General features: G+C 72.2%; 19 protein-coding genes. 13 read left to right on the plus strand and 6 right to left on the minus strand.

Translation table 11 applies throughout. The annotated features are described in order from the left end of the window. Positions 1–10 precede the first annotated feature (10 nt). Entirely contained in the window at positions 11–1,105 is a 1,095-nt protein-coding gene (locus tag ACZ5C2_RS14920; RefSeq protein WP_468790302.1) for a serine hydrolase domain-containing protein, read from the minus strand. A 170-nt stretch (positions 1,106–1,275) separates the two neighbouring features. Here ACZ5C2_RS14920 and ACZ5C2_RS14925 point away from each other — a divergent pair, with 170 nt between their 5' ends. The 7 genes from ACZ5C2_RS14925 (at position 1,276) to ACZ5C2_RS14955 (ending at position 15,017) form a co-directional block, all read left to right on the plus strand. Further along, on the plus strand, positions 1,276–3,348 hold the full coding sequence (locus tag ACZ5C2_RS14925) for a serine/threonine-protein kinase (protein WP_468790304.1): 2,073 nt from the start codon (positions 1,276–1,278) through the stop codon (positions 3,346–3,348). 179 nt (positions 3,349–3,527) lie between these two features. Then, positions 3,528–6,035 (plus strand): protein kinase, encoded by a 2,508-nt coding sequence (locus tag ACZ5C2_RS14930; RefSeq protein ID WP_468790306.1) that lies wholly within the window; start codon positions 3,528–3,530, stop codon positions 6,033–6,035. 160 nt (positions 6,036–6,195) lie between these two features. Then, on the plus strand, positions 6,196–7,833 hold the full coding sequence (locus ACZ5C2_RS14935; RefSeq protein WP_468790308.1) for a serine/threonine-protein kinase: 1,638 nt from the start codon (positions 6,196–6,198) through the stop codon (positions 7,831–7,833). 82 nt (positions 7,834–7,915) lie between these two features. After that, positions 7,916–9,250 (plus strand): serine/threonine-protein kinase, encoded by a 1,335-nt coding sequence (locus tag ACZ5C2_RS14940; protein WP_468790310.1) that lies wholly within the window; start codon positions 7,916–7,918, stop codon positions 9,248–9,250. Between the two features lie 94 nt (positions 9,251–9,344). After that, positions 9,345–11,039: a serine/threonine-protein kinase gene (locus ACZ5C2_RS14945; RefSeq protein WP_468790312.1), complete on the plus strand. Its 1,695-nt coding sequence runs from the start codon at positions 9,345–9,347 to the stop codon at positions 11,037–11,039. Positions 11,040–11,541: 502 nt separating this feature from the next. After that, positions 11,542–13,155 carry a succinic semialdehyde dehydrogenase gene (locus ACZ5C2_RS14950; RefSeq protein ID WP_468790314.1) on the plus strand — a complete coding sequence of 538 codons (1,614 nt, stop codon included), beginning with the start codon at positions 11,542–11,544 and terminating at the stop codon, positions 13,153–13,155. Positions 13,156–13,229: 74 nt separating this feature from the next. Then, positions 13,230–15,017, plus strand: coding sequence for a GMC family oxidoreductase N-terminal domain-containing protein (locus tag ACZ5C2_RS14955; protein ID WP_468790316.1), 1,788 nt, complete (start codon positions 13,230–13,232; stop codon positions 15,015–15,017). 151 nt (positions 15,018–15,168) lie between these two features. Here the strand turns inward: ACZ5C2_RS14955 and ACZ5C2_RS14960 are convergent, their stop codons facing one another. Next, positions 15,169–16,161, minus strand: a complete 993-nt coding sequence (locus tag ACZ5C2_RS14960) for an LAETG motif-containing sortase-dependent surface protein (protein ID WP_468790318.1) — start codon at positions 16,159–16,161, stop codon at positions 15,169–15,171. Positions 16,162–16,927: 766 nt separating this feature from the next. Beyond that, the gene (locus ACZ5C2_RS14965) at positions 16,928–17,239 is read right to left on the minus strand and encodes a chorismate mutase (RefSeq protein WP_468790320.1); all 312 of its coding nucleotides are present in this window, start codon (positions 17,237–17,239) and stop codon (positions 16,928–16,930) included. A 373-nt stretch (positions 17,240–17,612) separates the two neighbouring features. On the opposite strand from ACZ5C2_RS14965, the gene guaA reads away from it, so the two are divergent. Next, entirely contained in the window at positions 17,613–19,193 is a 1,581-nt protein-coding gene (gene guaA / locus ACZ5C2_RS14970; protein WP_468790322.1) for a glutamine-hydrolyzing GMP synthase, read from the plus strand. A 9-nt stretch (positions 19,194–19,202) separates the two neighbouring features. Here guaA and ACZ5C2_RS14975 read toward each other — a convergent pair whose 3' ends face one another. Beyond that, positions 19,203–19,694 carry a pyridoxamine 5'-phosphate oxidase family protein gene (locus ACZ5C2_RS14975; protein WP_468790324.1) on the minus strand — a complete coding sequence of 164 codons (492 nt, stop codon included), beginning with the start codon at positions 19,692–19,694 and terminating at the stop codon, positions 19,203–19,205. Positions 19,695–19,873: 179 nt separating this feature from the next. Between ACZ5C2_RS14975 and ACZ5C2_RS14980 the strand changes: the two genes are divergently transcribed. The 3 genes from ACZ5C2_RS14980 (at position 19,874) to ACZ5C2_RS14990 (ending at position 22,820) form a co-directional block, all read left to right on the plus strand. Continuing rightward, the gene (locus ACZ5C2_RS14980; RefSeq protein WP_468790326.1) at positions 19,874–20,668 is read left to right on the plus strand and encodes a class II aldolase/adducin family protein; all 795 of its coding nucleotides are present in this window, start codon (positions 19,874–19,876) and stop codon (positions 20,666–20,668) included. Positions 20,669–20,855: 187 nt separating this feature from the next. After that, positions 20,856–22,136 carry a hypothetical protein gene (locus tag ACZ5C2_RS14985; RefSeq protein WP_468790328.1) on the plus strand — a complete coding sequence of 427 codons (1,281 nt, stop codon included), beginning with the start codon at positions 20,856–20,858 and terminating at the stop codon, positions 22,134–22,136. Between the two features lie 153 nt (positions 22,137–22,289). Further along, complete coding sequence (locus ACZ5C2_RS14990; protein ID WP_468790329.1) at positions 22,290–22,820, plus strand: DoxX family membrane protein; 531 nt, start codon at positions 22,290–22,292, stop codon at positions 22,818–22,820. A 7-nt stretch (positions 22,821–22,827) separates the two neighbouring features. Here the strand turns inward: ACZ5C2_RS14990 and ACZ5C2_RS14995 are convergent, their stop codons facing one another. After that, positions 22,828–23,043: a hypothetical protein gene (locus tag ACZ5C2_RS14995; protein WP_468790331.1), complete on the minus strand. Its 216-nt coding sequence runs from the start codon at positions 23,041–23,043 to the stop codon at positions 22,828–22,830. Then, positions 23,030–24,484, minus strand: coding sequence for a PspC domain-containing protein (locus ACZ5C2_RS15000; RefSeq protein ID WP_468790333.1), 1,455 nt, complete (start codon positions 24,482–24,484; stop codon positions 23,030–23,032). The genes ACZ5C2_RS14995 and ACZ5C2_RS15000 overlap by 14 nt, the downstream gene beginning before the upstream one ends. A gap of 179 nt (positions 24,485–24,663) precedes the next feature. Between ACZ5C2_RS15000 and ACZ5C2_RS15005 the strand changes: the two genes are divergently transcribed. Then, positions 24,664–25,956, plus strand: coding sequence for an ATP-binding protein (locus ACZ5C2_RS15005; RefSeq protein WP_468790335.1), 1,293 nt, complete (start codon positions 24,664–24,666; stop codon positions 25,954–25,956). Then, on the plus strand, positions 25,953–26,696 hold the full coding sequence (locus ACZ5C2_RS15010; protein WP_468790337.1) for a LuxR C-terminal-related transcriptional regulator: 744 nt from the start codon (positions 25,953–25,955) through the stop codon (positions 26,694–26,696). Before ACZ5C2_RS15005 ends, ACZ5C2_RS15010 begins: the two co-directional genes overlap by 4 nt. The last annotated feature ends 21 nt before the right edge of the window (positions 26,697–26,717 follow it).

Consider the following 26,717-nt stretch of genomic DNA (forward strand, 5'->3'; position numbering starts at 1 on the left):
GCGTCCCGAATCACTCGAACGGGTGGTGAGATCCGGGATCTTCGTTCGACACCCGGCCGTTTTCATGGGTGCGAGGGCAGAACTCGGCCGCGAGAACCGCGGACTCGAGACCGGGATCCGCGATCGCGTCCGTGTTCACCCGGAAGGTGAGGACACGCCGGCCGTCGACCGTGGCTGCGGTGCGCACGTAGCTGCCGGAGATCCGCCCGTTGTGCCCCCACACCGTGGTGCCGCACGGAAGCGTCACAGGAAACAGCCCCATGCCGTACGAGCCGTGTGCGGTGCGGGTGTCGAGCATCTCGCGCAGCCGGCGCGGGGGCAGCAGTTCACCGCCGAGCAGGGCCGAGTAGAAGCGGTCCAGGTCGGCGAGCGTGGTCACCAACTCGCCCGCGGCGCCGGCCACGCGCGGGTCGAGCCTGGTGACGTCGGTTCCGTCGGCGGCGTACGAGCGGCCGTGCGGCCGGGGCAGAGAGGTGCCCGAACCCGGGAAGGAGGTGTTGTTCAGGCCCAGTGGAATGAGCACACGGCGCTCGGTCTCGTCGGCGTACGAGCGGCCGGTGACCTGTTCGACGATCATGCCCAGCAGGACGTAGTTGGTGTTCGAGTAGAAGAAACGGCCGCGGTCGGCCGGGGGGTGGGTGAGTGCGACGCGTACGGCTTGAAGGGGTGTCACCGGGACGGAGCCCCGGGTGTCCGCGGCGAAGTCGGGAAGACCGCTGGTGTGGGTGAGCAGGGAACGCAGGGTCAGCGTGCGCCCGTCGTTGCCCGCCCCCCGCACCAGGCCCGGCAGATGCGTCTCCACGGTGTCGGACAGCGACAGGCGCCCCTCCCCGGCCAGTTGCAGTACGACCGTGGCGATGAACGTCTTGGTGATACTGCCGGCGCGGAAGTGGTCGGAGCGGCCGATGTCCTGGCCGGCGTGGGCGTAGCGCGGACCCGACTTCTCCGACGCCAGCAGGGCAGCGGCGGGGGCGCCACCCCGGGTGACCAGCAGCGGAAGGACCGCGTCGGCGGGCCGGTCCGCCGGAGCAGGGGAGGCGGAAGGAGCCAGGGCGAGCAGGGCCAGGGACACGGGAACGGCCAGTAGGGTCCGAAGCGGCGGCATACCGGGTCCTTCCTTGTCGGAGCACATCATGCAGGGCCGGGGAGCGCGTCCTTCGCCCGGGCTCCGTATGCGCCGGGCCCGGCGCGCGCCCACAGGCACCCTGGGCGTCGGCCACTTGTCGGGTGAGGGACAATGAAGGCTCTGTCAGGGCGGGTTGCATGAGGGGACGCATGTCGGAGGCGGAGCGGGCGGGGACATCCCGTCAGGACGAGAGCGCACGTCTCCTCGCCGGGCGGTACCGGCTGGGAGATGTGCTCGGCCGCGGCGGCATGGGGACGGTGTGGCGTGCCCAGGACGAAACCCTGGGGAGGACCGTCGCCGTCAAGGAGCTCCGCTTCCCGTCGAGCATCGACGAAGAGGAGAAACGGCGGCTGATCACGCGGACGCTGCGCGAGGCCAAGGCGATCGCGCGGATCCGCAACAACAGCGCCGTGACCGTCTTCGACGTGGTGCAGGAGGACGACCGCCCCTGGATCGTCATGGAGCTCGTCGAGGGCAAGTCGCTCGCCGAGGTCATCCGGGAGGACGGCCTGCTGGATCCGGGGCGTGCCGCGGAGGTCGGGCTCGCCGTGCTCGACGTGCTGCGCTCCGCGCACCGGGAGGGCATCCTGCACCGCGACGTGAAGCCGTCGAACGTGCTGATCGCCGAGGACGGCCGGGTCGTCCTCACCGACTTCGGCATCGCCCAGGTCGAGGGCGACCCGTCCATCACCTCGACCGGCATGCTGGTCGGGGCTCCCTCCTACATCTCCCCGGAGCGCGCGCGCGGGCACAAACCCGGGCCGGCGGCGGACCTCTGGTCTCTCGGCGGGCTGCTCTACGCGTCGGTGGAGGGCACGCCCCCGTACGACAAGGGCTCCGCGATCGCGACGCTCACGGCGGTGATGACCGAACCGCTCGAGGAACCCAAGAACGCGGGACCGCTTCGGGACGTCATCTACGGGCTGCTCACCAAGGATCCCGCCCAGCGGCTCGACGTCAGCGGCGCCCGAACCCTGCTGAACGCCGTCGTCAACGCGCCCGGGCCCAGGGAGGCCGACCGGGAGCCGGCGGACGCCACGAAGGTCGTGCCGCTGCCCGAGCAGCCCGGCGAGGCGGACGTCAGGAGCAAGCGGGGCGAGGAGGCGGGGGAGAAGCTGCGGGGCGCGCTGCGTTCCGTGCGCAAGGCCGCCGTGGCAGCGGGCTCGGCGGGAGCCGCCGCGGCGGCTCGTGCCAAGTCCGGCCGTGGCACGACCGCTTCGGCGTCCGGGACGACCGCCGCGACGGCTCCGGAGAAGGCGGCAGGGACGTCCGGGAGAGGGACCGGCACGACGGAGCCCCCCTCCGCGCCCCGGTCCCCTTCCGCGTCCCCCTCCGCAGGCCCCGGCCCGGCCCCGGCAGCCGGACCGGGTGCGCAGGGCACCGTGCCGCGGAAGCCGGGGACGGGCGGCCGCAGTTCGGGGTGGCCGGTGATGACGCCGCCGGATCTGCCGGCCCGGCCCGTGCCGCGGGCGTCGCTCACCGATGTGGTGCCGCGGCGGACGCTGGTCGTCATCGCGGTCGCGGTCCTCGCCGTGCTCGGCGCCGTACTGGCCATCGTGCTCAGTGGTGGCGACGACGAGGGCGACAACAACGGGGCGAAGAGCGGCGGTGGCGACCGGACCGCCGCCAGTCAGGACCCCAGCGCCGACACCAAGGGCGACGAGAACGACGGCACCCGCACCGACGGCAAGACGACCGAATCGGCGGGTACGGGAACGGGGTCGGGGACGAGCGACCCCGGCGCCGGTGTCGGCGGACCGGACGACTCGGCCGGGGAGAACGGCGGTACGCCGGCGAAGAATACGTACAAGGGAAGCCAGGGTTACTCGATCGGGCTGCCCGAGGGGTGGAAGTTCCAGACGTCGGGGGCTGCGGGTGACCGGTTCACCGGACCCGGCGGACAGAAACTGCTCATCGGCTGGACGACCACGCCGAAGGACGACCCGGTCGCGGACTGGACGAACCAGGAGCGCAGCATGGTCCGCTCCCAGTACCAGAGGATCAGTATCAAGGCGGTGGACTACCGGGGCTGGAAGACGGCGGACTGGGAGTTCACCTACGTGGACAACGGGACCACGTACCGGTCCATCGACCGGGGGACGGTCGTCGATGACCGGCTCGGGTACGGGCTGATGTACACGGCCAAGGCCGATCAGTGGGGCAGCGATCAGCGCAAGGACACCTGGCGGACGCTGACCGAGACGTTCCGGCCCAAGGACTGAGCGGGACCTTCCGGCCCAAGGCCTGAGCGTGACCGGTTTCCGGAAAGGGGAGTCAGATGTGGCATCCCCTCTCTGCGGGTTGCCTCCGGCACGTATCGTGAGTGCTTGCGGACCGTACGCAGCCACAACGGTTCGCTGGGCGAACGGAACTGACCGACCGTAGGGCCGGGGGAGGCAACGTGGACGACTATGCGGGACGGGTTCTCGCCGACCGCTACCGCCTGCCGCTGCCCCCCTCCGACGAGTACGAACTGGCCGAGACCCGCGCCTTCGACACCTACAGCGGGCAGGAAGTCCTGGTCAGGCAGGTTCCGTTGCCGGAGGTCGTCGAGGCCGAGGTGCTCGACGCCGAGGGGCTGCCCGACGGCTTCACCGCCCGTGACGGATCCGCGCGGCGTGGCGGCTCCGGGCCGGCCTCCGCGCGCGCAGGCACCCGGCGGCCCACCGACCCGGTCGTGCGGCGCGCGGTCGAGGCCGCGCAGGCGGCGGCCGCCATTCCCGATCACCCGCGCCTGGACCAGGTCTTCGACGTGTTCGCGGAGGGCGGTTCGCTGTGGATAGTCAGCGAACTCGTGGCCGCGCGTCCGCTGGCCGCCCTGCTCGCGGAGAAACCGCTGTCCCCGTACCGGGCGGCGGAGGTCGCCTCCGACGTCCTGACGGCCCTGCGGGTGCTGCACTCCCACGGCTGGGTGCACCGCAACATCACCGCCCGCACGGTACTCGTCTGCGACGACGGCCGGGTCATGCTGACCGGTCTCGCGGTCGGCGCGGCGGAGGAGGCGCTCTGCGGCTACGACCCGGTGCCGCCCCCGGACACGGAACCGGCACCGCGAGCGGGGGCGCCCGAGGCCCTGGGACCGGCGGCGCGGGCCGGAACGCCGGAAGCCGGGCCCGGCCCGTCCTGGCCACCCGGTTTCGCCCGCGAGCCCGAACCCGAACCCGACCCCGACGCCGCGCGCCGGGCCGCCATCGAAGCGCGGGCCGGCCGGCTGCCCGGCGGCGGGACGGACATGCCGGACGGCCTCACCCCCGCCGCGGCACCCAGAGCGCTCGACAGCGCGGGAGACGTGCGCGCCGCCCGTGCGGGCGCGATCGCCGCGTACCGGGCCGGCACCCGTGCCGCCGCCCGGGTGCAGGAGGCACAGCAGAGCGGCCGTACGGCCCTGCCCGGCGCCCGTCCCGAGCCCGGGGGCGACGGCCCGTCGTCCGGCGCCGTCCCACCGGGACGGATAGCCGACCCCTACGGCGTCGGCGCCACCGGCCGGCCCGGAGCCACGCACCACACCGGCCCGCCAGGCCCTGGAGCTCTGGGAGGACTCCCGGGCGGCCCCGCAGGACCCGGCGCCCTGGAAGCAGCGGCCGCCCCCGGCACGGCCGCCCCTCCCGCCCGCTGGGACGACCTGGTGGCGCACACCCCCGCCCGCCGGGGCCCGACCACCGCGCTGGCCGCCGAGCGGGCGCGGCAGGCGCGGATGGCCGTCGTCGGACCCGTGACCGAGCGCTGGGCGCCGGAGCAGGCCGGCCCGGTGCACGAGAACTGGCAGCTGGCCGCGCCCATCGGCCCCGCCACCGACCTGTGGGCGCTGGGCTCCCTGCTGTTCCGGGCCGTGCAGGGACACGCCCCCTACCCGGAGGAGTCGACGGCCGAACTGGTGCAGATGGTGTGTGCCGAGCCGCCCGCCTTCGCCGAGGAGTGCGGGCCGCTCCGTCCGGTCGTGGAGTCGCTGCTGCGTCAGGACCCCACCGAGCGCTCCGACTTCGAGGAGCTGCGCGGCTGGCTCCGTTCGCTGGTGCGCTCCGCGCCCGAGCCCGAGGCCGGCGTACACGTCATAGCGGCACCGCCCGCCGACACCAGCAGACTGCCGGTCATACGGCGCCGCGGCGAGCTGGTGCGCAGGCGGCGCGCCGGGCCCCCCGCACACCACGGACGGCACAAGCGGGCGAAGCGGGAGACCGGCTCCCCACGTCGGCTCGGCCGGGGCCTGCTCCTGCTGGTGCTGCTCGCCATGGCGGCGGCGATCGCGTACGCCGTGCTGTTCATGCCGAAGGCGGGCGAGGGCAACGCGGGGGCGTCGACCGACCGTTCCGGCGCCGCCGGCCAGGTCGGTGACGCGCCGGGCCCGCCGGACGCCGGGCGGAACTCGCCGCAGCCCGGGGACGGTTCCAAGGACACCCCCCGGAGCAGCCCCGAGGAGTCGGCCGCCGACAACGAGACCCAGACCACCGGCCCCGAGGCCGCCGACGGCTTCACCCTGCGCAAGGACCCGGAGGGCTTCCGGGTCGCCGTCGCCGAGAACTGGCAGCGCACCGCGAAGAACGGCAGCGGCCAGGTCGTCTACTCCCGCGGCGACTTCGAACTCATCGTCGTCCCCGGCCGGGACAGCGCGGAGCAGTACGGCAGCGACCCCATGAGCTACCAGCGGGACGACGAGCATGAGCTCCAGCCCTACCGCGACTCCAGCTGGGCCACGTCCACCGGTCTGAAGACCATCGAGGTGGGCGGCCGGACCATGGCCGAGGGCCAGTTCACCTGGACCGGCGGCGGGGGCGAGCTGTACGTCCGTAACCTCGCGGCACTGATCGACGGCCGCTACCACGTGGTGCAGGTACGCGGACCGGAGGCCGAACGGGACGAGGTGACACGGCTGTACGAGCAGGCGGCGGCGACCTACCAGTTCACCGGCTGAACCGCGGACACCACGCGAACGCGGGCGTTTTGGTTGCCTCCTGCCGTATACAGCGACAACCATCACAGTGCGGTCTCCATGGCACGTCGCTGGTTCCCAGGATGGCCCGGGGCTACCTACTCTGACCCTGTCAAGACCATTGCGGGGCAACGTGAATCAGATGCAGGGCTCGCTCGTCGCGGGCCGCTACCGGCTCGGTGCGTCCATCGGGAGCGGTGGCATGGGCCGGGTGTGGCGTGCGCACGATGAGGTGCTGCACCGTTCCGTCGCCATCAAGGAACTGACCGCGGCGCTCTACGTGTCCGACAGTGAACAGGCCACACTGCTGGCCCGCACCCGTGCGGAGGCACGGGCGGCAGCGCGGATCAACCACTCCGCCGTCGTCACGGTGCACGACGTGCTGGAGCACGACGGCCGGCCGTGGATCGTGATGGAACTGGTCGAGGGCCACTCCCTGGCCGACGCGGTGAAGGAGCGGGAACGGGTCGAGCCCCGCGAGGCCGCCCGGATCGGCCTGTGGGTGCTGCGCGCCCTGCGCGCCGCGCACACCGCCGGCGTGCTGCACCGTGACATCAAGCCCGGCAACGTCCTGCTCGGCCGGGACGGCCGGGTGCTGCTCACCGACTTCGGTATCGCGCAGATAGACGGCGACACGGCCATCACCCGCACCGGAGAGGTCGTCGGCTCGGTCGACTACCTGGCGCCCGAGCGCGTCCGCGGCCACGACCCCGGCCCGTCCTCCGACCTGTGGGCGCTCGGCGCGACGCTGTACACGGCGGTGGAGGGCAGATCGCCGTTCCGCCGCACCTCACCGCTGACCACCATGCAGGCCGTCGTCGAGGAGGAGGCCGACGAGCCGCGGCACGCCGGCCCGCTCGCCCCCGTGATCAGCGCACTTCTGCGCAAGGATCCGGCCACCCGGCCCGACGCCTCCCAGACCGAGCAGATGCTCGCCGAGGCCGCGGAGGGACGCCGGCCGCCCGCCGCGCAGGAGTACGTGCCGACCCTGGCCGTCGACGCCCACGTGCCGCTGCCGCACCAGCGCGGACCGGAGGCGCCCCCCACGGCCACGCGGCCGCCGTACCACCCGCAGGGCAGCGGTTCCACGGCCGTCCAACAGCCGTACGGGCCGCCTGCCACGCAGCGCCGACGGGTGCGCGGGCGGATGATCGCCCTGGTCGTCGCCCTGGCCGCCATCATCGGCGGGGGAACCGCGGTGGTGCTCCAGCAGTGGGACCCGGGTGGCACCGCGGCCGGCCCCGCCAAGCCCTCCGGGCCCGCCCCGGAGCCCAGCGCCACGAAGACGGGGAAGGCCGACACCGCGGGGAGCCTCCCCGAGGGCTGGGTGCGCCGCACCGACCCCTTGGGCTTCACCGTCGTCCTGCCCGGCGAGGACTGGAAGCGCGTGGTCTTCGACGAGGAGACCCGGCAGGTCGACTACACGCCCGACGGCGGCAAGCACTTCCTCCGCATCGCCGCGGACGACTCCCCGGACTTCGACGACCCCTACGAGCATCTGCGCGATCTCGACCAGCAGATCGGCGCCCGCCTGGTCGACTACCGGCAGCTGGGCCTGCAGCGCCTGACCTACCGTGACCGCGACAGCGCACGGCTGGAGTACAGCTGGACGGCGCTGGCCAAGGACACGGAGTTCCCCGGCCCGCGCCGGGCGATCGACCAGATGTACATCACGCGCGACGGTGTCGAGTACGCGATCTACATGTCCTCCCCGGACGCCGACTGGGACACGACCCGCGAGCAGTTCCGGACGATCCTGCGGGGATGGCGCGAGCCCTGACGCCCGTGGCACGGGCGCCTGTCCGCCGCTTGGCCGGATCGCCGTACCGGAGCGGACACATCCGGTGGGGCATGATGGGCCCATGGTGACCGAGGGGGAACCGGAGAACGGGGCCGCGCGGCACAATGCCCGTGTCATCGCGGGCCGTTACCGTCTGGAGGCGAGGATCGGGCGCGGCGGCATGGGCGTGGTCTGGCGGGCCACCGACCAACTGCTCGGGCGGGGCGTCGCCGTGAAGGAACTCCCCTTCGACGAGACACTCTCCGCGGCCGAAGCCCGGCGGCAACGGGACCGCACCCTGCGTGAGGCGCGTGCCCTCGCCCAGTTGAGCCACCCGAACATCATCGTCGTCCACGACGTCGTCGAGGACGACGAACGCCCGTACATCGTCCTCGAGCTGATCGAGGGACCGTCCCTCGCCGACCGTATCGCCGAACAGGGCCCGGTCGACGCAGCGGAGGCCGCGCGGATCGGCGTCGACCTGCTCGGCGCACTGCGCGCCGCCCATGCCTCCGGCGTGCTGCACCGTGACCTCAAGCCCGCCAACGTCCTGTTGGAGGACGACACCGACCGGGTCCTGCTCACCGACTTCGGCATCGCCCAGGTGTCGGGCTCCACCACGCTCACCGAGACCGGCTCCTTCGTCGGCTCCCCCGAGTACACCGCGCCCGAGCGGATGTCCGGTGCGCGGACGGGACCCGCGTCCGACCTGTGGTCCCTGGGCGCGCTGCTGTGTACGGCGCTCAGCGGCGAGTCGCCGTTCCGCCGCGACTCCCTGAGCGGGGTCCTGCACGCGGTCGTGGTCGACGAGATCCGTCCGCCCGCCGAGGCCGGGCCGATCCTGCCCGTGGTACGCGGTCTGCTGGAACGCGACCCGGACCGCCGGCTGGACGCGGACCGGGCCGAACGGATGCTGATGGCGTTCCTCGCGACGGGCCGTACGCCGGAGTCGGCGCCCCCGGAGCCGTCGCCCTCGGACCGGGACCTGCCCCGCCGGCGGTTCGCGGCCCGCCGGACGGTGACGGCCGGTGCCGTGCCCGGCGCCCCCGGGGAGCGTCCCGTCCGGTGGCAGCCCACGAAGGGCGTGCTCGTGGCCGCGCTGGCGGTCGCCGCCATGGCGGGGGCGGGGGTGTCCGCGGCGGCGCTGCTCCTGCAGGACCGGGACGGCGACGGGGGCGGTACGCCGGCCAGCACGGCGCCGGAGACACCCCCGGGCGAGTCGGCCCCCGGCCCCCGGCCGCCCGCGTCCCTCCCCACGACCACCAGCCCCCAGCGGACACTGCCGCCGGAGGCCACCCCGCCGGAGGCCACCCCGACGGCGGCCACCCCGACGGCGGCCACCCCGACGACGGCCACCCCGACGGCGGCCACCTCCTCGGTGTCGGCTTCCTCACCTCAGGCCGGCACCAAAGGGTGATAAAGGGGAGATAAGTTCCGCCGAGGGTCACGGGTCTGTGACCGGTGGGCGTTCGCAGTGGATACGTGGGTGTCTCGCGCGATATGGATGAACCATGAGCAGCAACGGGGGAGCCCGCAGCGGGGCCGACGAGCCAACCAGTTTTGGTCTGCAACCGCCGAACCCGCCCACGCCGGCGCCGCACCCCGACAACCCGTACGCGGCATCGACCCGGGTGGCCCCGCAGCAGGCGCGGCACCCGCACGGTCAGGGGGAGGGCCGCACGGAGCGACAGGTGCCCGCGCCCGACGCCGAGCCCGGCGCCGGTCGGCTGATCGCCGGGCGCTACCGGCTGCTCGCCAAGCTCGGGCACGGCGGCATGGGCACGGTGTGGCGGGCCAAGGACGAGACGGTGGACCGGGAGGTCGCCGTCAAGGAGCCCCGGGTTCCGGACCACCTTCCCGAACGTGAACGTGTCAACGCCTTCGAGCGGATGCGCCGTGAGGCCCGGGCCGCCGCCCGGCTCGACCATCCCGCGGTGGTCAACGTCCATGACGTCGCCGTGGTCGACGGCCGGCCGTGGATCGTGATGGAGCTGGTCCAGGGCCGTTCGCTGGGTGGTGTGCTGCAGGAAGAGGGCACCCTCTCCGCACGTGAGGCGGCCAGGGTCGGCCTGGAGGTGCTCGGCGCGCTGGAGGCCGCCCACGCGGCGGGCATCCTGCACCGGGACGTGAAGCCGGACAACGTCCTGCTCGGCCGGCACGACCGGGTGGTGCTCACCGACTTCGGCATCGCCCAGATCGAGGGCGAGACCAATCTGACCGACACCGGCGGCTTCGTCGGCTCGCCCGAGTACATCGCGCCGGAGCGGGTGCTGGGCCAGCGCCCGGGCCCCGCCTCCGACCTGTGGTCGCTCGGTGTGGTGCTGTACGCGGCGACGGAGGGCGTCTCGCCGTTCCGCCGCAGCAACACCCCCGCCACCCTCCAGTCCGTGCTCAACGCCACCCCGGCGCCGCCCGCCTCCGCGCAGGGACCGCTGGCCGGGATCATCACCGCCCTGCTGCAGAAGGACCCGGCGCGCCGACCGAACGCCGCCCAGGTCCGCGCCGTACTGGAGACGGCCGCGAACCCGCCCGCCCCGGTGCCCACGCAGGTCGCCCCGCTCCCGGCGCGGAGCCAGGACGGCAAGGGCATCCGGATCGGCCGCAAGACGCTGACCGGGCTGGGCGCGGTGGTGGTGGCCGGGGCGGTCGCGGCGTACCTCGTGGTGGCCGACCCGTTCGCGGGCCCTCTCCCGGACGGCTGGGAGAAGCACGACCTCGGTGACAAGGTGGGGGTCGCCCTCGCGGTTCCCGGGGGCTTCGTGAAGGACAAGCCCGCCGACGACTCGGACGGGACGGTCGCCTCCTTCACCGACCCGAGCGGAATGGTGCGCGTCGAGACCGACCGCGACCTCAAGGCCGATGACGAGAACGGTGAACTGGAGGCCTCGGCGCCGGAGGAGGCGTTCGCGCACTGGAACGAACTCAAGGACGGTGAGTACGGTTGGGGCATCGCCGCCACCCCCGCGCCCGAGGGACAGCCGCGCGAGACCACGTACAAGGACCGCGAGGCGGCCACGAACACCATCGTGTACACGACGACCACCACACCGCCGCTGGTACGCGAGGCGCAGGTCATGTACTACCGGAACAAGGACGGCGACATGTACCGGCTCTGGGTCGTCTACCCGGGCAAGGGCCACTTCGCCGAGGAGGGCCGGGAGATCGCCCGCACGGTCATCGAGTCGTGGGACATCCACAAGCCCTGAACCGCCGCGCCGGACCGGCTCCGTGCGTCGGACCCTCGCGCACCGCACGGTAGTGGTGGGGGAGTAGCGACGGTGGCCCGCGTGGCGGTCGGGGTCGGCTGACCGCCGGGCGGCACCGACCGGCCCAGCGCGTCGGCTCCGAGGGCTCCGGCCTTGTTCGGCGGGCGGGGGACGAGGCGCGGAAGGCCGCCGCGGCCGGGACGGCTGACGGGGACGGCCCCACCGGGTCGCGCAGTTGATGATCCGCGCCGGCGCCGGCGGCACGTCCGGACTGCGTGCGGGATGCCGGAGGGACGTCGGCCCGGGAAACCGGCGCCGGCGGCGGTCTTCGAAGGCATCCGGGACCGACTCGAGATCGAAACGTAGCCAAGCGGCGCCGGTGCGATCATCAACGTCCTGATCAGGGGCTTTGTTGCCAGCGTTCACTGGCAATGTGTGGACCGTGCGGGAATCTGTTACCGACGGGTACACAAAGGGTGCGCTCCGGCATACCCTGCGGCTCATGACGGACGCGCAGACCCGGGAAACCACCGGCACGAACCCCCTCGCCCCCTCCCCGGAGGGCGCCCGCACCGCCGCCGACGTGGTCACGCCGGAGCTGGTCGCCCAGCTCACCAAGGGTGTGGCCGGCTCCGGCCGGACCGCCAACCACACACCGTTCACCGGGGAGAAGCTGGCCGATCTGCCGGAATCGACGCCCGAGGACGTGGCCGGGGCCTTCGAGGCGGCCCGCGCCGCCCAGGCCGTCTGGGCACGGATCCCGGTACGGCAGCGCGCCGCCGTTCTGCTCCGCTTCCACGACCTGGTGCTGGAGCGCCAGGCCGAGGTGCTCGACCTGATCCAGCTGGAGACCGGCAAGGCCCGGCTGCACGCCCACGAGGAAGTGCAGGCCGTCGCCGTCGCCGCCCGCCACTACGGCCGCCGGGCCGCCGCCTACCTGCGGCCCAAGCGGCACGCCGGCGCCATGCCCACCCTGACCAAGGTCACCGAGCTGCGGCACCCGCGCGGTGTCGTGGGGCAGATAGCGCCCTGGAACTACCCCCTCGAACTCTCCGTCGGCGACGCGCTCCCGGCGTTCGTCGCGGGCAACGCGGTCGTGATGAAGCCGGACACGGAGACCTGCCTCACCGCGCTGTGGGCCCGTGACCTGCTGATCGAGGCCGGACTGCCCGCCGACGTCTTCCAGGTCGTCCTCGGCGAGGGCCCGGTCATCGGTCCTGAGGTCGTCCGGCACGCCGACTACGTCTCCTTCACCGGCTCCACCCGCACCGGCCGCGAGGTCGCCCAGGGCGCTGCCGCCCGTCTCGTCGGCGTCTCCCTCGAACTCGGCGGCAAGAACGCCATGCTGGTGCTGGAGGACGCCGACCTCGACAAGGCCGCGGCCGGCGCCGTCCGCGCCTGCTTCTCCAGCGCGGGCCAGCTGTGCATCTCCATAGAGCGGCTGTACGTCCACGATTCGGTCGCCGACGCCTTCCTGGAGCGCTTCGCCGCCCGCACCAAGGCCATCCGCCTCGGCACGTCGCTCGCCTACGGCGCCGACATGGGCTCACTGGTCGGGCAGCGCCAGCTGGACGCCGTCACCCGGCACGTGGACGATGCCGTCGCCAAGGGTGCCAAGGTGCTCGCGGGCGGCACGGCCCGCCCGGACATCGGCCCCTTCTTCTACGAGCCGACCATCCTCGACGAGGTCGAAGCACCCATGAGCGTCTGCTCCGAGGAGACCTTCGGCCCGGTCGTCTCCGTCTACCGCTTCTCGTCCGACGACGAGGCGGTCGAGGTGGCCAATTCCACCCCGTACGGCCTGAACTCCTCCGTCTGGACGAAGGACGCCCGGCGCGGCCGCGAGGTCGCCGCCCGGCTGCGCACCGGCACGGTGAACATCAACGAGGGCTACGCGCCCGCGTACGGCAGTGTCCAGTCGCCGATGGGCGGCATGAAGGACTCCGGACTGGGCCGCCGGCATGGCTCCGAGGGCCTCCTCAAGTACACCGAGGCCCAGACCGTCGCCCACCAGCGGCTGTTGCCGATGGCCCCGTCACTGGGCATGGACGACGAGAAGTACGCGGCCTTCATGAGCCGCAGCCTGCGCCTCATGAAGACACTCCGGTTCAGGTGACCGACACAGGGGCGCGGGGAACCGCGCGAAAGACCACGGATTACCCGCACGCGAAACTCAAAGAGGAGACACCCGTGCCTCAGGAGGATTACGACTACGACGTCCTCGTCGTGGGCTCCGGATTCGGCGGCTCCGTCTCGGCGCTCAGGCTCACGGAGAAGGGCTACCGCGTCGGCGTCCTGGAAGCCGGCCGCCGCTTCACCCGCGAAACCCTGCCGAAGAACTCCTGGGACCTGAAGAACTACCTCTGGGCACCGAAGCTCGGCATGTACGGCATCCAGCGCATCCATCTGCTGGGCAACGTCATGGTCCTGGCCGGCGCGGGCGTCGGCGGCGGCTCCCTCAACTACGCCAACACCCTCTACGTACCGCCCAAGCCGTTCTTCGACGACCCGCAGTGGGGGCACATCACCGACTGGCAGGAGGAGCTGAAGCCGTACTACGACCAGGCGCGGCGCATGCTCGGCGTGCGGCTCAACCCGACGATGACGCCCTCGGACGTGCATCTGAAGGCGGCCGCCGAGCGGATGGGTGTGGGCGACACCTTCCACATGGCGCCCGTCGGCGTCTTCTTCGGCGACGGCGAGGACGCCGACGGCACGGTGAAGGCCAAGCCGGGCCAGGAGGTGCCCGACCCGTACTTCGGCGGGGCGGGACCGTCGCGGCGGGCCTGTGCCGAGTGCGGCGAGTGCATGACCGGCTGCCGGCACGGCGCGAAGAACACCCTCAACGAGAACTACCTCCACCTCGCCGAGAAGGCGGGCGCGGTCGTCCACCCCATGACCACGGCGGTGTCGGTGACGGAGGACTCCCGCGGCGGGTACGCGGTCGCCACGCTCCCGACGGACAACCGCCGCAAGGGAAAGGGCCGTACCTTCCGCGCCCGCCGGGTGGTCCTGGCCGCCGGCACCTACGGCACCCAGACGCTGCTGCACCGGATGCGGGACGGCGGTCAGCTGCCGCACGTCTCGCACAGGCTGGGCGAGCTGACCCGTACCAACTCCGAGGCTCTCGTCGGCGCGCAGACCGACAACCGCCGCTACCGCAAGGTCACCGGCGAGCCGAAGGCCGACTTCACCCGCGGTGTGGCCATCACGTCCTCGATCCACCCCGACGAGAACACCCACATCGAGCCGGTCCGTTACGGCAGGGGCTCCAACTCGATGGGCGGGCTGTCCATCCTCCAGGTGCCCTACGCGGGCGGCGGATCCGGTGCCGCCCGGGTGCTGGGCTGGCTGGGCAACGCGGCGAGGCACCCCGTGATGATGATGCGTTCGCTGTCCAACCGGCGCTGGTCGGAGCGGACCATCATCGGGCTGGTGATGCAGTCGCTGGACAACTCGCTGACGACGTCTCTCAAGCCGTCCGGGGCCGGCCGCGGGCTGCTCACCGCCCGGCAGGGCCACGGCGCACCCAACCCCAAGCAGATCAAGGCGGCCACCGACGGCGCCTCGGCGCTGGCGGCCGAGATCAACGGCTTCGCCGGCTCCAACATCGGTGAGCTGACGGGCATGCCGCTGACCGCGCACTTCCTGGGCGGCTGTCCCATCGGCGGCTCCCGCGACACCGGGGTGATCGACCCGTACCACCGCCTCTACGGCCACCCCGGTATCTCGGTCGTGGACGGGGCCGCGGTCTCGGCGAACCTGGGCGTCAACCCGTCCCTGACCATCACGGCACAGGCCGAGCGGGCGATGTCGTACTGGCCCAACAAGGGCGATGCCGACCCGCGGCCGCAGCAGGGTGAGCCGTACCAGCGGCTCACGCCGGTCGAGCCGGCGTCCCCGGCGGTCCCGGCGGACGCGTTCGGCGCGCTCAAGCTGCCGTTCCTGGGCATCCCGGCGGTACCGCCGAAGAAGTAGCCGGCGGATCGGAAGAACGGAACGCGGAAGAGAAGACGGGACGGAAGAGAAACCGGAAGAGAAAAGGAAAAAGGACCTGTGCCCCCCTCCGAGCTCAGGTCCTTTTCCCTTGTCCTGGGTGACGCCGCGCGGACAGCGCGGCGAGGCGGTGTTACGCCTCAGCACCGGCCTTGCGCCGGCGCACCACGAACACCGCACCGGCACCGGCCACGACGGCGGCGCCACCGACCAGCCCGATCATCGGCAGGGCGGAGCTCGAACCGGTCTCGGCGAGGCTGCCGGTGACCTCCGGGGTGTTGGAGGCGGGCTTCTTGTCCGTCACGGGCGCCTTGCCGCCTTCCTGCGGCTTGGTGCCGTCGGTGTCCGTGCCGGCGGACACGATCTGGAACCTGTACGACACGTCGCCGAAGCCGGTGCACTCGCCGTCGGCGTCGCCGTAGATCGTCGCGCCGAGCGAGAAGCCCGCACCGACCGGGGCGGAGGCCTTCACGTTGAGGCGCATTGGGATGGCGACCTCGTAGCCCGGCTCGAGCTCGTCGGTGTAGCCGACGTAACCCACCGCGTAGCCGTCCTCGCTGAGGTCCTCCCAGACCTTGGCGTCGGGGTTCCAAGCCTGGAGCCGGACCTGCTTGCTCGTGAACAGGTCCAGGCCGTCCGCGTCGGAGGAGGCCCCGGCGAAGAAGTCCAGGTCCTGGAGCGTGGAGTCGGAGTCGTTCAGCACGTTCAGCGAGAACTTGTGCCAGCCGCTGCCCGCGGAGATCTTGCCGGGCAGGCCGGTGATGCCGACGTCGACCTTGGTGTCCTCGCACACGGACGGCTCGGGGTCCGGGGTCTCCTCCGGCGCGGAGGTGCTCGGCGCGGGGGCGCTCGTCGACGGCGAGGTGGTCGCGGACGGCGAGGTGGACGTGGACGGCTCGCCCGTCGAGGAGCTGGGCTTGGCCCCGTCCGTCGGGGTCGGCGCGTCCGCTGACTCGGTCGTGGACGGCGACGGGGACGTGCTGGTGGTCTCGCCGCCGCCCGCGGACTCGCTCGCGGACGCGGTCGGCGCGGGGTCGGTCGCGTACGCGGCCGGGGCCGCGAGCAGCGCGACCGGCGCTATGACGGCCGTCGCGGCCGCTACGGCCATGGCACGGCGAAGCTTCATGAACACCTCAGGAAGTCCGGTGTGCCACGCGGTCGCGGCACGAACGAGTGCGGGGAAGGCCCCCGCTGATGAGACGCGGGTGGGGCCCTTGGTTCCAGTGGTTTGATCAATGAGGCCGGTGAATGGTTGTCCTGGCCTTCACATCATTTTTATGTGATGTGGATCACTGACAGGCGGTCATGATCACTGTCGTACGCTCGGCCGCCGACAGCCGTCCCTGAGGGAAGGCCAGACGCCGTGGCTGAACAGCCGTCCGAAGACAACAGACCGGAGACCTCGCCGGAACCCTCGTCCCCACCGGACGACCTCCGGGAGAGATTCGTCCAGGACAGCGAGTACGACATCCGCACGTCCGCGTCCACGGAACCGTCCGCGCGGGCGCGCATGGTGACCGACCGGGGCGGAGCGCGATCCGTACGACCGCAGCGGCGAACCGACACCCGCCGGGGCGGACGAGTGCGGCGTGGTGACCCGCGTCTGAGGCGGACCGGGGGACGTCTGACGGCCGGCTCCGGGCGTCCCCGGAGCCGGCCGTTCTCCCGTGACCGGCCGACTGTCCCCGGCCGCCCGGTCACTTGTCCGGAACGAGGTCCCACGACGTACGACATGATCCGTACGCCTCATCGCTCCGGCGAGCCACGCGTGGTTCTCTCTCGGACCCGCCCCTGGCTGACACGGACACCGGTACCAACGAAGCGGCCGGGGCGCCGGTCACGCGCCCGGACGGGTGAGAGGCGGCCCGTACGTCCGTGCGGGGAACGCGGATTCAGACCCTGCCCCGGCACAGCTCCAGCAGGGTCATCGCCAGCGTGGTGCCGGGCCTGCCCAGGGCGTCGCGGTACGTGGCGAGGATCTCCATCTCACGGGAAAGGCTCACGCGCCGGCCGCCGGAGGCGATCCGTTCCTTCTGGATGACGGCCGACACGGCCATCCGCTCCTGCACGAGGCCAATGATCCGGTCGTCGAGCGCGTCGATCCGCTCACGGGCGCCGGTGATCAGTTCGGCGGCCTCGGGGGTGCGGGCGCCGGTCCTCTCGGCCGGCTCCGTGGTGCTCGGCTCCGTGGTGGTGGCGGTCATGTCGGGGGCTCCTCGGTGAGTGGGTGGGCGGTGCCCCGGAGCCGGCAGGGTCCGGCGGAAAACGACAGGCGCCCCGGACCTTGTCGGCCCGGGGCGCCTGGGAAGTCGCTTGTCAGTTGCTCAAGCAGCACGACCATGGCAGCCGGCGGGCCGGGTGCCATAGGTAAAGAGGAAGGTCGGGTGCGTGAGCATGGGGCAAGTATGCCCGGCGGGCCGGGGCTGTCCAACACGGGCCGCATGGTGAGACGGGACCTCCGGGCGGTCCTTGTTCCGCGGCCCTGTGCCGTTCCCGTCCGGCCCGGGACATGACCCTTCGCCGCCTCGGTAGAATCGGGAGGCACAAGACCCCCGCCCCACCGCCGGAAGGCACCTCGTGTCATCAGCGTCTCCCGCTGCCAACGCGCCCGACACCGTTCTGGTCGTCGACTTCGGCGCGCAGTACGCCCAACTCATCGCCCGTCGCGTCCGCGAGGCGCGGGTCTACAGCGAGATCGTGCCGAGCACCATGCCGGTCACGGAGATGCTCGCCAAGAACCCGGCGGCGATCATCCTCTCCGGCGGCCCCTCGTCCGTGTACGAGGAGGGCGCTCCCCGCCTCGACCGCGAGATCTTCGAAGCCGGCGTCCCTGTCTTCGGCATGTGCTACGGCTTCCAGCTCATGGCCCAGAGCCTGGGCGGCCAGGTGGACAACACCGGCTCCCGTGAGTACGGCCGTACGGATCTGCACGTCTCCAGGAACTCCTCCACCCTCTTCGAGGGCACCCCGGGTGAGCAGGCCGTCTGGATGTCGCACGGCGACGCCTGCTCCGCCGCCCCCGAGGGCTTCACCGTCACGGCCTCCACGGACGTCGTCCCGGTCGCCGCCTTCGAGAACGACGAGAAGAAGCTCTACGGCGTCCAGTACCACCCCGAGGTGATGCACTCCACGCACGGGCAGCAGGTGCTGGAACACTTCCTGTACCGGGGCGCGGGCCTGAGCCCCGACTGGACCACCGGCGGCGTCATCGAGGAGCAGGTCGCCGCGATCCGCGAGCTGGTCGGCGACCGGCGCGCCATCTGCGGTCTGTCCGGCGGAGTCGACTCCGCGGTCGCCGCCGCCCTCGTCCAGAAGGCCATCGGCTCCCAGCTGACCTGCGTCTACGTCGACCACGGACTGATGCGCAAGGGCGAGACCGAGCAGGTCGAGAAGGACTTCGTGGCCGCGACCGGCGTGCAGCTGAAGGTCGTGGACGCGGAGGAGCGGTTCCTGACCGCGCTCAAGGGCGTCTCGGACCCCGAGGAAAAGCGGAAGATCATCGGCCGGGAGTTCATCCGGGTCTTCGAGCAGGCCCAGGCCGAGATCATCGCGGACGCGGGCCCGGCCGTGGAGTTCCTGGTCCAGGGCACGCTCTACCCGGACGTCGTGGAGTCCGGCGGCGGCACCGGGACCGCCAACATCAAGTCCCACCACAACGTGGGCGGCCTCCCCGAGGACCTCGAGTTCCAGCTGATCGAGCCGCTGCGCCAGCTGTTCAAGGACGAGGTCCGGATGGTCGGCCAGGAGCTCGGCCTGCCGGACGAGATCGTCCATCGCCAGCCGTTCCCCGGCCCCGGCCTCGGCATCCGGATCGTCGGCGAGGTCACCAAGGAGCGGCTCGACCTGCTCCGCGAGGCCGACGCCATCGCCCGTGAGGAGCTCACCGCGGCCGGCCTGGACCGGGACATCTGGCAGTGCCCGGTCGTCCTGCTGGCGGATGTGCGCTCGGTGGGTGTCCAGGGCGACGGCCGCACCTACGGCCACCCGATCGTGCTGCGCCCGGTCTCCAGCGAGGACGCCATGACCGCCGACTGGTCGCGGCTGCCGTACGACGTCCTCGCGAAGATCTCCACCCGCATCACCAACGAGGTGCGCGACGTCAACCGGGTCGCCCTGGACGTCACCTCCAAGCCGCCGGGGACCATCGAGTGGGAGTAGTCCCGGCGGTCACGTCCGTCTGAGGGTCCGCACCGGCCCTCCGGGCTTCCAGACCTGGACGAGCAGGTACTTCTCGTCCTCGACGCAGGTCCGCACGACCTCCGTCACTTCGGTGCGGAAGAGGTGGAACGGCTCCGGCGGTTCCACCTCTTCGGCGTACCTGGCCCGGGTCCCGGTGTCGTCGCCGGCGATCTCGACCGCCCGGCCGCTGATCCGGACGTCGCCGCCGCCCATGCCGGTGCCCTCGCCCGGGTTCGCCTGGAGCGCGAAGCGCGGGTCGCGGCGCAGGTCCAGCGCCTTGAGCGAGTCCGGCATCATGCCGAACCAGAGCTCCCCGTTCAGGAAGCGGACCTCCAGGCCGGTGGTACGCGGTGAGCCGTCCCTGCGCAGGGTCGCGAGGACGTGGTGCGTGTACGCGGCGAAGCGCTCCTCGACGGTCTTCGCCAGCTCGGGTTCGGCCGCGGTGAAGGCCGCCCAGTTCGCGGTCGTGTCTGTGCTCATGGGCCGAGTGTGGCGTGGATACCGGACATCCTGTGCCGGGTATCCGGGTGTCTTCGGTGCATGTCTTCGGTGCATCCGGCGTTCGGTGCCGGGTATCCGGCGTTACGGAACAGAGCTGTCGTCCGGCGCGGCACACCGGTACCTTCCGGTTCGTACGCAAACCCCCCGCGGGAGGACTCATGCACGGGCCCACGCCGCCCCTGCCGCTGCCCACCGACAAGCTGCGCTTCGCCATGCCGCCCATGCACGAGTCGGTCGAGGACGAGCGCCGGCACCGCAAGGAACGGCTCGCGGGCGCCCTGCGGCTCTTCGGGCGGCTCGGCTTCGAGGACGGTGTCTCGGGGCACATCACCGCGCGGGACCCGGAGTTCAGCGACTGCTTCTGGGTCAACCCGTTCGGAATGCCCTTCCGGCACGTCACCGTGAGCGACCTGGTTCTCGCCAACCGGGACGGCCAGGTCGTCGAGGGCGGCCATCACGTCAACCAGGCCGCGTTCACCGTGCACGCACAGGTGCACGCGGCCCGGCCCGATGTCGTCGCCGTCGCCCACTGCCACTCCGTGCACGGGCGGGCCCTCGCCGCCCTCGGTGACCTGCTGGATCCGATCACCCAGGAGAGCTGCGCGTTCTACGAGGACCACGCCCTCTACGACGCCTACAGCGGCGTCACCGTCGACGCCGAGGAGGGAAGGCGCATCGCGGGTGTGCTCGGTTCCCGCAAGGCGCTGGTGCTGCGCAACCACGGGCTGCTCACCGTCGGGGACTCGGTGGACGCGGCGGCCTGGTGGTTCGTGACCATGGAACGGTCCTGCCAGGTGCAGCTCACCGCGAAGGCGGCGGGCCGGCCCGTCCTCATCGACCACCGGCAGGCGGTCGCCACGAGGGAGCAGCTCGGCGGGGACCTCGTGGCGTGGATCAACTACCAGCCGATGTGGCAGGAGGTCACCCGGAGTGAGCCGGAGCTGCTGACCTGAGCCCGGGTGGTCAATGCGACGCCTCGAAGTTCACTCGCGCGGACCGGGCCTGCCGGACGGGAAGGGCGTGCGGTAGGGCACAATTCGCTCTCGTCACGGGGGACTTGTGTGGTGGTCGCCGGCAGTGATCGTGGTGGTGTCCTGGTGGTGTCGTGATGGTTGACGGTGGGGAAGGCGGGCTTCGGGCGTGGCAGTGCAGGAGGCGAGGCAGGGCGGCGTGGACGCGGGCACGCACGAGGGCGGCTGCACCTGCGGGGACTGTCCCCACGGGGCGCGTGAGGGGCATCGCCGCGCGGTCGCCGCGTTTCTGCTGAAGCGGGACGAGTTCGCGGCCGGGCAGGGGGTGCCGGCCGCGGTGGCGCACTCCGCCTCCGCCTCCCGGCAGTGGGTGTCCGAGGAGTTGACGCAGGCCGCTGAGGCCGTCGCCGAGCGGGGGCGGGCCGAGGGCGAGGCCTGGCTGGTGCGGTTGTGGCGGTGGACCGCGATCGTGGTCTGGGCGGGCGTGGTATCACTGCTCCTGGGACAGGCGCTCACGGCGATCGGCGCGGGGTGGACCGCCGCGCGCACCGCCGGGCTGCTGGCCGCGCTGGTGGTGGCCGGCGCGCTGACCGCCGCGTCGTGGTTCCACCGGGCGCGCGGTGGTGCGCTGGCGCCGGTGATCGGTGAGGACAACAGGCTCTCCACCTCCCGTGCGGTGGCCGCGAGCTGGGTGCTGTTCCTGGCGTTCGCGGTGCTCGTTCTGGTGGGTCAGCTGGCGGCCGCCTCCGGGAACCGGCAGCGCGATGCGCTGATCGACGGGCTCGAACTCGCCCGCGGGGCGGGTGTCGTGACCGTGCTGGCCGTGGTGTGCGGGATCGCGGTGCTGGTACGGCGGGTGGTCGGGCTGCGGGTGCAGGGGCAGCGGCTGCAGAAGGTGCGCGCGTACCGGCCCAGGGCGGCGGACCTGTTGACCGATGACGCGGGGCGGGGGAGTTTCGCCGACATCCAGTACGTCGTGATCAGCGGCGTCGCCCTGGCGTTCGCCGCGGTGCGGCTGGCCCGGCGGCCGGAACAGCTGCCGGATCTGCCGTGGGGGCTCGCCGTGGTGGTGCTGGTGTCGGCGGGGACGTATCTCGCGGGGAAGTACGCGGAGGGCGGGCGTCCGGTGATCCTCTCGGTGGTGCGGGCGCGTGAGGCGGGTGACCTGGACGCACCGATCCGCACCGGGGACGACATCGAGATCCGGGGGGCCGGGTTCGTGCCGGTGGGTACGCAGGGGGCGGACCGGTTGTCGCGGATGGTGGTCCGGGTGGGGGCGGTGAACGTCCACGTACCGCTGGTCCCGGTCACCGGCGGCTTCGACAACCCCACGGACGCCCGGCTGACGGTGCCCGTCCCGGCGGAGGTCGAACCGGGCCGTGTGGACGTCCAGGTCGTCACCGCGGCGGGCGTGGAGACGAACCGGTACACGATCGACGTGACCGAGTAGCGGTGCGGTCGAACCTGCGGCGCGGCGGGTGGGATGTCCGCTGTACCGCTTCATCGAGGAAAACTCCGCGCTCAGGGTTGAGCCGCCACAGATTGTCGTACGTATGGTCTTCAAGGGAGCCCCCGGTACGGCAGTGAGAGGCGGCGGTCAGTGATGACTCACGGTATGCGCACGGACACGCGCGCCCCACACTTCGAAGGCGACAGGGACTGGCGGGACACCGCCACCCGCTACGCCCTGCTCCCCCTGCGTATCTTCCTCGGCGTCACCTTCGTCTACGCCGGCCTGGACAAGCTCACGGACAGCGCGTTCATGCAGGACTCCGGCACCGGTTCGATCGGTGACATGATGCGCGCCGTCCGGGATTCCTCCGCCATCCCCGCCATGGTCGACATGTCTCTGGAAAGTCCCGTCGCGTTCGGCTACGCCATCGCCCTGGGGGAGCTGGCCGTCGGCATCGGCACCCTGCTCGGTCTGCTCACCCGCCTCGCCGCCCTCGGCGGTGCGCTGATCTCCCTCAGCCTGTGGCTGACCGTGAGCTGGGCCTCCGATCCTTACTACTTCGGAAATGATCTCCCGTACCTCATGGCCTGGACTCCGCTGGTGCTGGCGGGCGCTCCGCTGTTGTCCATGGACGCCGCCCTTCGCGCACGGCGACGGCGGCGGACGGGGGAGTACCGGTAGCTCCTCGTCAGGCCGGGGTGTCCGCCCTGCCCCGGTGTCGGCGTATGCGGCCGGTCAGGAAGCCGACAGCACCGGCCAGGCTGAGGCCGCCCGTGACGACGGGGATCATGACGAACCACGGGGTGTCCCAGGCGCCGCCCGCGTCGCCGGCGTAGACCACCGCGGCGATGGTGAGGACGACGCCGGCGACCAGCCTGCCGGGCTGGAACTCATGACGTAGCACGGCTCACCTCCGCCTGTCCCACACCGACATGGAGATCGAGGTCGAGGGTGCCCGCCGCCTCGGTGCCCGCGGGCGGGTCCAGGGTCACTTCCTTGTGCTTGCCGGGTGCCACGTCCACGTCCTTCTGTTTGTCGCCCGGCAACCGGATGTCGCCCACGCCCACGTCGATGCTCAGCTTCACGGTCACGTCCCTGGGCACGATCACGTGGATCCGGCCCAGACCGACGTCGGCCCGTGTCGAGACGGTGTCGTTCGCGGGGACGCGTATCGCGGACAGGTCCAGTTTCCCCTCGCCCCCGCCCAGCTCGTATGAGGGGCGTATCTGCGCGACCGAGGGGGGCTCCCAGGTCGTGCGTGCCCAGTCGGTGCCGATGTCCTTGGGAACGGTGGTCGAGCCGGCCAGCAGGCCCGCTGTGACGACCGCCAGGATGATGGATCCCGCCCCGGTACGGCCGAGGAACGCGCTGACGGCGACGCCGACGCCGAAGACGGCGAGCGCGCAGGCGAAACCGGTCTGCAGGCTGGTGCCGAGAGGGTGTGCCTCCCAGGTCAGACCGGTGCCGAGACCGGCCGCGATCAGGGCGAGCAGGAAGACCCAGCCGCCGATCCCGCGGGGGCCGCGCGGCTTCGGCGGCGTGCGCGGCGGAGCGTACGCCTGGTCGCGGGTGCCGGTGCGGGTGCCGAGGCCGATGCTCATGGCGGCGGTGATGTCCAGGTCGCGGGTGTCCCGGGGGCCCCACAGATAGCCCGTGCCGCCGACATGCGTGCCGTCCTTGACGATGGGGTCGCGCCACCACGAGGGGAAGGCGGCGGGGACCGGCGGTGCCTGGGGCTCCGGCGGGGCGTCGGCGACGGCCTGGGCGGCGATGTGGTCGGGGCTGGGCGCGCCGCGCCGCCGCGACCAGTACCCGGCGCCGGCGAGCAGCAGGGACAGTATGACGGCGAAGCTCAGCACACCGTCATTGCCCAGCATGGTGAGGAAGACGCCGCAGCCGACCAGCGCGAACAGCACGGCCGTCAGGGTGTGGCCGTCTACCCGGCCGGTCAGCAGGCGGCGGATCTCGTTCTCCTCCTCGTCGTCGTACGGGACGAAGAGCCAGGCGAACCCGTAGAAGATGAGGCCGATGCCGCCGGTGGCGGAGAGGACCGCGAGGGTGATCCGGAAGATGACCGGGTCCATGTCGCACTGCCGGCCGAGTCCCGCGCAGACCCCGCCGAGCATCCGGTGCCGGCGGTTCCGCCGGAAGTGGTGGTCCGGGTCCGCGGGGCCGGTCCTGCCGGGCGGCGCGGCGGTCGCTCCTCCCCCCTCGGTCGTGCCCCCGCGCTCGTGCGCGCGCGGCGGGTCCGCGGCGGGTGCGGCGTCCTGTGGCCCGGACCCCACGGAGGGGCGCGGGCCGGAGCCGGGCCCCGGACCCGTCGCGGCGTGCTGGTGATCGGTCATGGGTCCATGGTGACGGGCGAGCCGTCGTGGCGGGAGTCGGAACGACCCTGGCCGGACCCTGATATCGGTCCCTGATCGGGACCCGGGGAGTGTTCGAGGGGCCCGGAGCGCGGAGATCAGGGGAGTCTCCGGGGCCGACCCTGATGCTCCGCCATCCCGGGCGTGTGACCATCGTTGGCATGTCGGAAGCCGCCGCAGCGCCACTCGCCGAGCCGCGGCCGCCGCGCAAGCTCTACCGCAGCAGTGACGGACGCTGGCTCGGTGGTGTGGCGCGGGGGCTCGCCGGACACCTCGGGCTGCCCGTGATCTGGGTACGTCTCGTCTTCGTCGGTCTGTTCATGGCCGACGGTCTCGGCGCGCTGCTGTACGCCGCGTTCTGGTTCTTCGTACCGCTGGGCGTCGGCGGTGTGGACGCCCAGCGGCCGCCCTCGCTGGTGACGGCGGAGACCTCGTCGGACGGCCGGCGCAGACTCGTCACCCGGAAACCGGACAAGGGGCAGATCGTCGCCCTGCTCCTCATGGTCGTCGTGGCCATGATCTTCGTGGGCAATGTGAACCTGGCCAACGGGGCCAAGGCGTACCTCTGGCCGACCGTGCTGGTCGGTGCGGGCGTCGCCCTGGTCTGGCGGCAGGCGGACAACGCGCGCCGGGCCCGCTGGATGGAGGTCGGCCGGCGTCGGCGCACGGTCACGCTGCTGCGGGCCGTGGCCGGTGTGCTGCTGGTGACGGCCGGCGCCTCGGGCATCTTCGTCCTGCGGGGTTCCGGCAGCCACCTCGGCTCGGTGCTCCAGGCGGCCCTCGCGGTCCTGGTGGGCATAACGCTCCTCGCCGGGCCCTACCTCGTGCGCATGACGCAGGACCTCTCCGAGGAGCGCCTGATGCGCATCCGCGCGCAGGAGCGGGCGGAGGTCGCCGCCCATGTCCACGACTCGGTGCTGCACACCCTCACCCTGATCCAGCGCAACGCGGGCAACGCGGGCGAGGTGCGCCGCCTGGCCCGTGCCCAGGAGCGCGACCTGCGCGCCTGGCTCTACAAGCCGGAGGGCAACGGCAAGGACGAGGACGAAGAACCCACCACCCTCGCCGAGGCCGTGAAGCGCAATGCCGCCGAGGTCGAGGACAAGCACGGTGTCCCCCTCGAGGTCGTCGTCGTCGGAGACTGCCCGCTCGACGAGGGAGTCGGGGCACAGATGCAGGCCGCGCGGGAAGCAATGGTCAACGCCGCCAAGTACGGTGGCGAGGGAGGCGCGGTGCAGGTCTACGCCGAAGTCGAGGGGAAGAAGGTCTTCGTGTCCGTCCGCGACCGCGGTCCCGGCTTCGACCTGGACTCGATACCCGCCGACCGCATGGGCGTCAGAGAATCGATCATCGGCCGCATGGAGCGCAACGGCGGCACGGCGCGGCTGCGCGCGGTGCCGGACGGCGGCACGGAGGTCGAGCTGGAGATGGAGAGGGTGGAGACGACGTCATGAGCGAGCCGACCGAGGCCAACGCAGCGACGGGAGCGGGGCAGGGGCCCGAGTCCGCGGAACCGGCCGGGAGCACCGCCGGGCGTCACGTGCGTGTCGTCCTCGTCGACGACCACCGCATGTTCCGTACGGGGGTTCAGGCCGAGATCGGGCAGACCGCGCAGACGGGTGTCGAGGTGGTCGGCGAGGCCGCCGACGTCGACCAGGCGGTCACGGTCATCACCGCGACCCGGCCCGAGGTGGTCCTGCTGGATGTGCACCTGCCCGGTGGCGGCGGAGTCGAAGTGCTGCGCCGTTGCGCCCCGTTGATGGGCGACAGCGAGCAGCCGGTCCGATTCCTCGCCCTGTCCGTGTCGGACGCGGCGGAGGACGTGATCGGGGTGATCCGGGGCGGCGCCCGCGGATACGTCACCAAGACGATCACCGGGACCGACCTGGTCGACTCGATCTTCCGGGTACAGGAGGGCGACGCGGTCTTCTCGCCGCGGCTGGCGGGCTTCGTCCTGGACGCCTTCGCCTCGACCGACGCCCCGCCGGCCGATGAGGACATGGACCGCCTCACCCAGCGGGAGCGGGAGGTACTGCGGCTGATCGCCCGGGGGTACGCGTACAAGGAGATCGCCAAGCAGCTGTTCATCTCCGTGAAGACGGTCGAGTCCCACGTCTCGGCGGTCCTGCGCAAACTCCAGCTCTCCAACCGCCACGAACTGACCCGCTGGGCGACGGCACGGCGGCTGGTGTGAGCCGGGGCCCCGCGCGGGACG

The organism is Streptomyces sp. NPDC031365, from assembly GCF_055569765.1.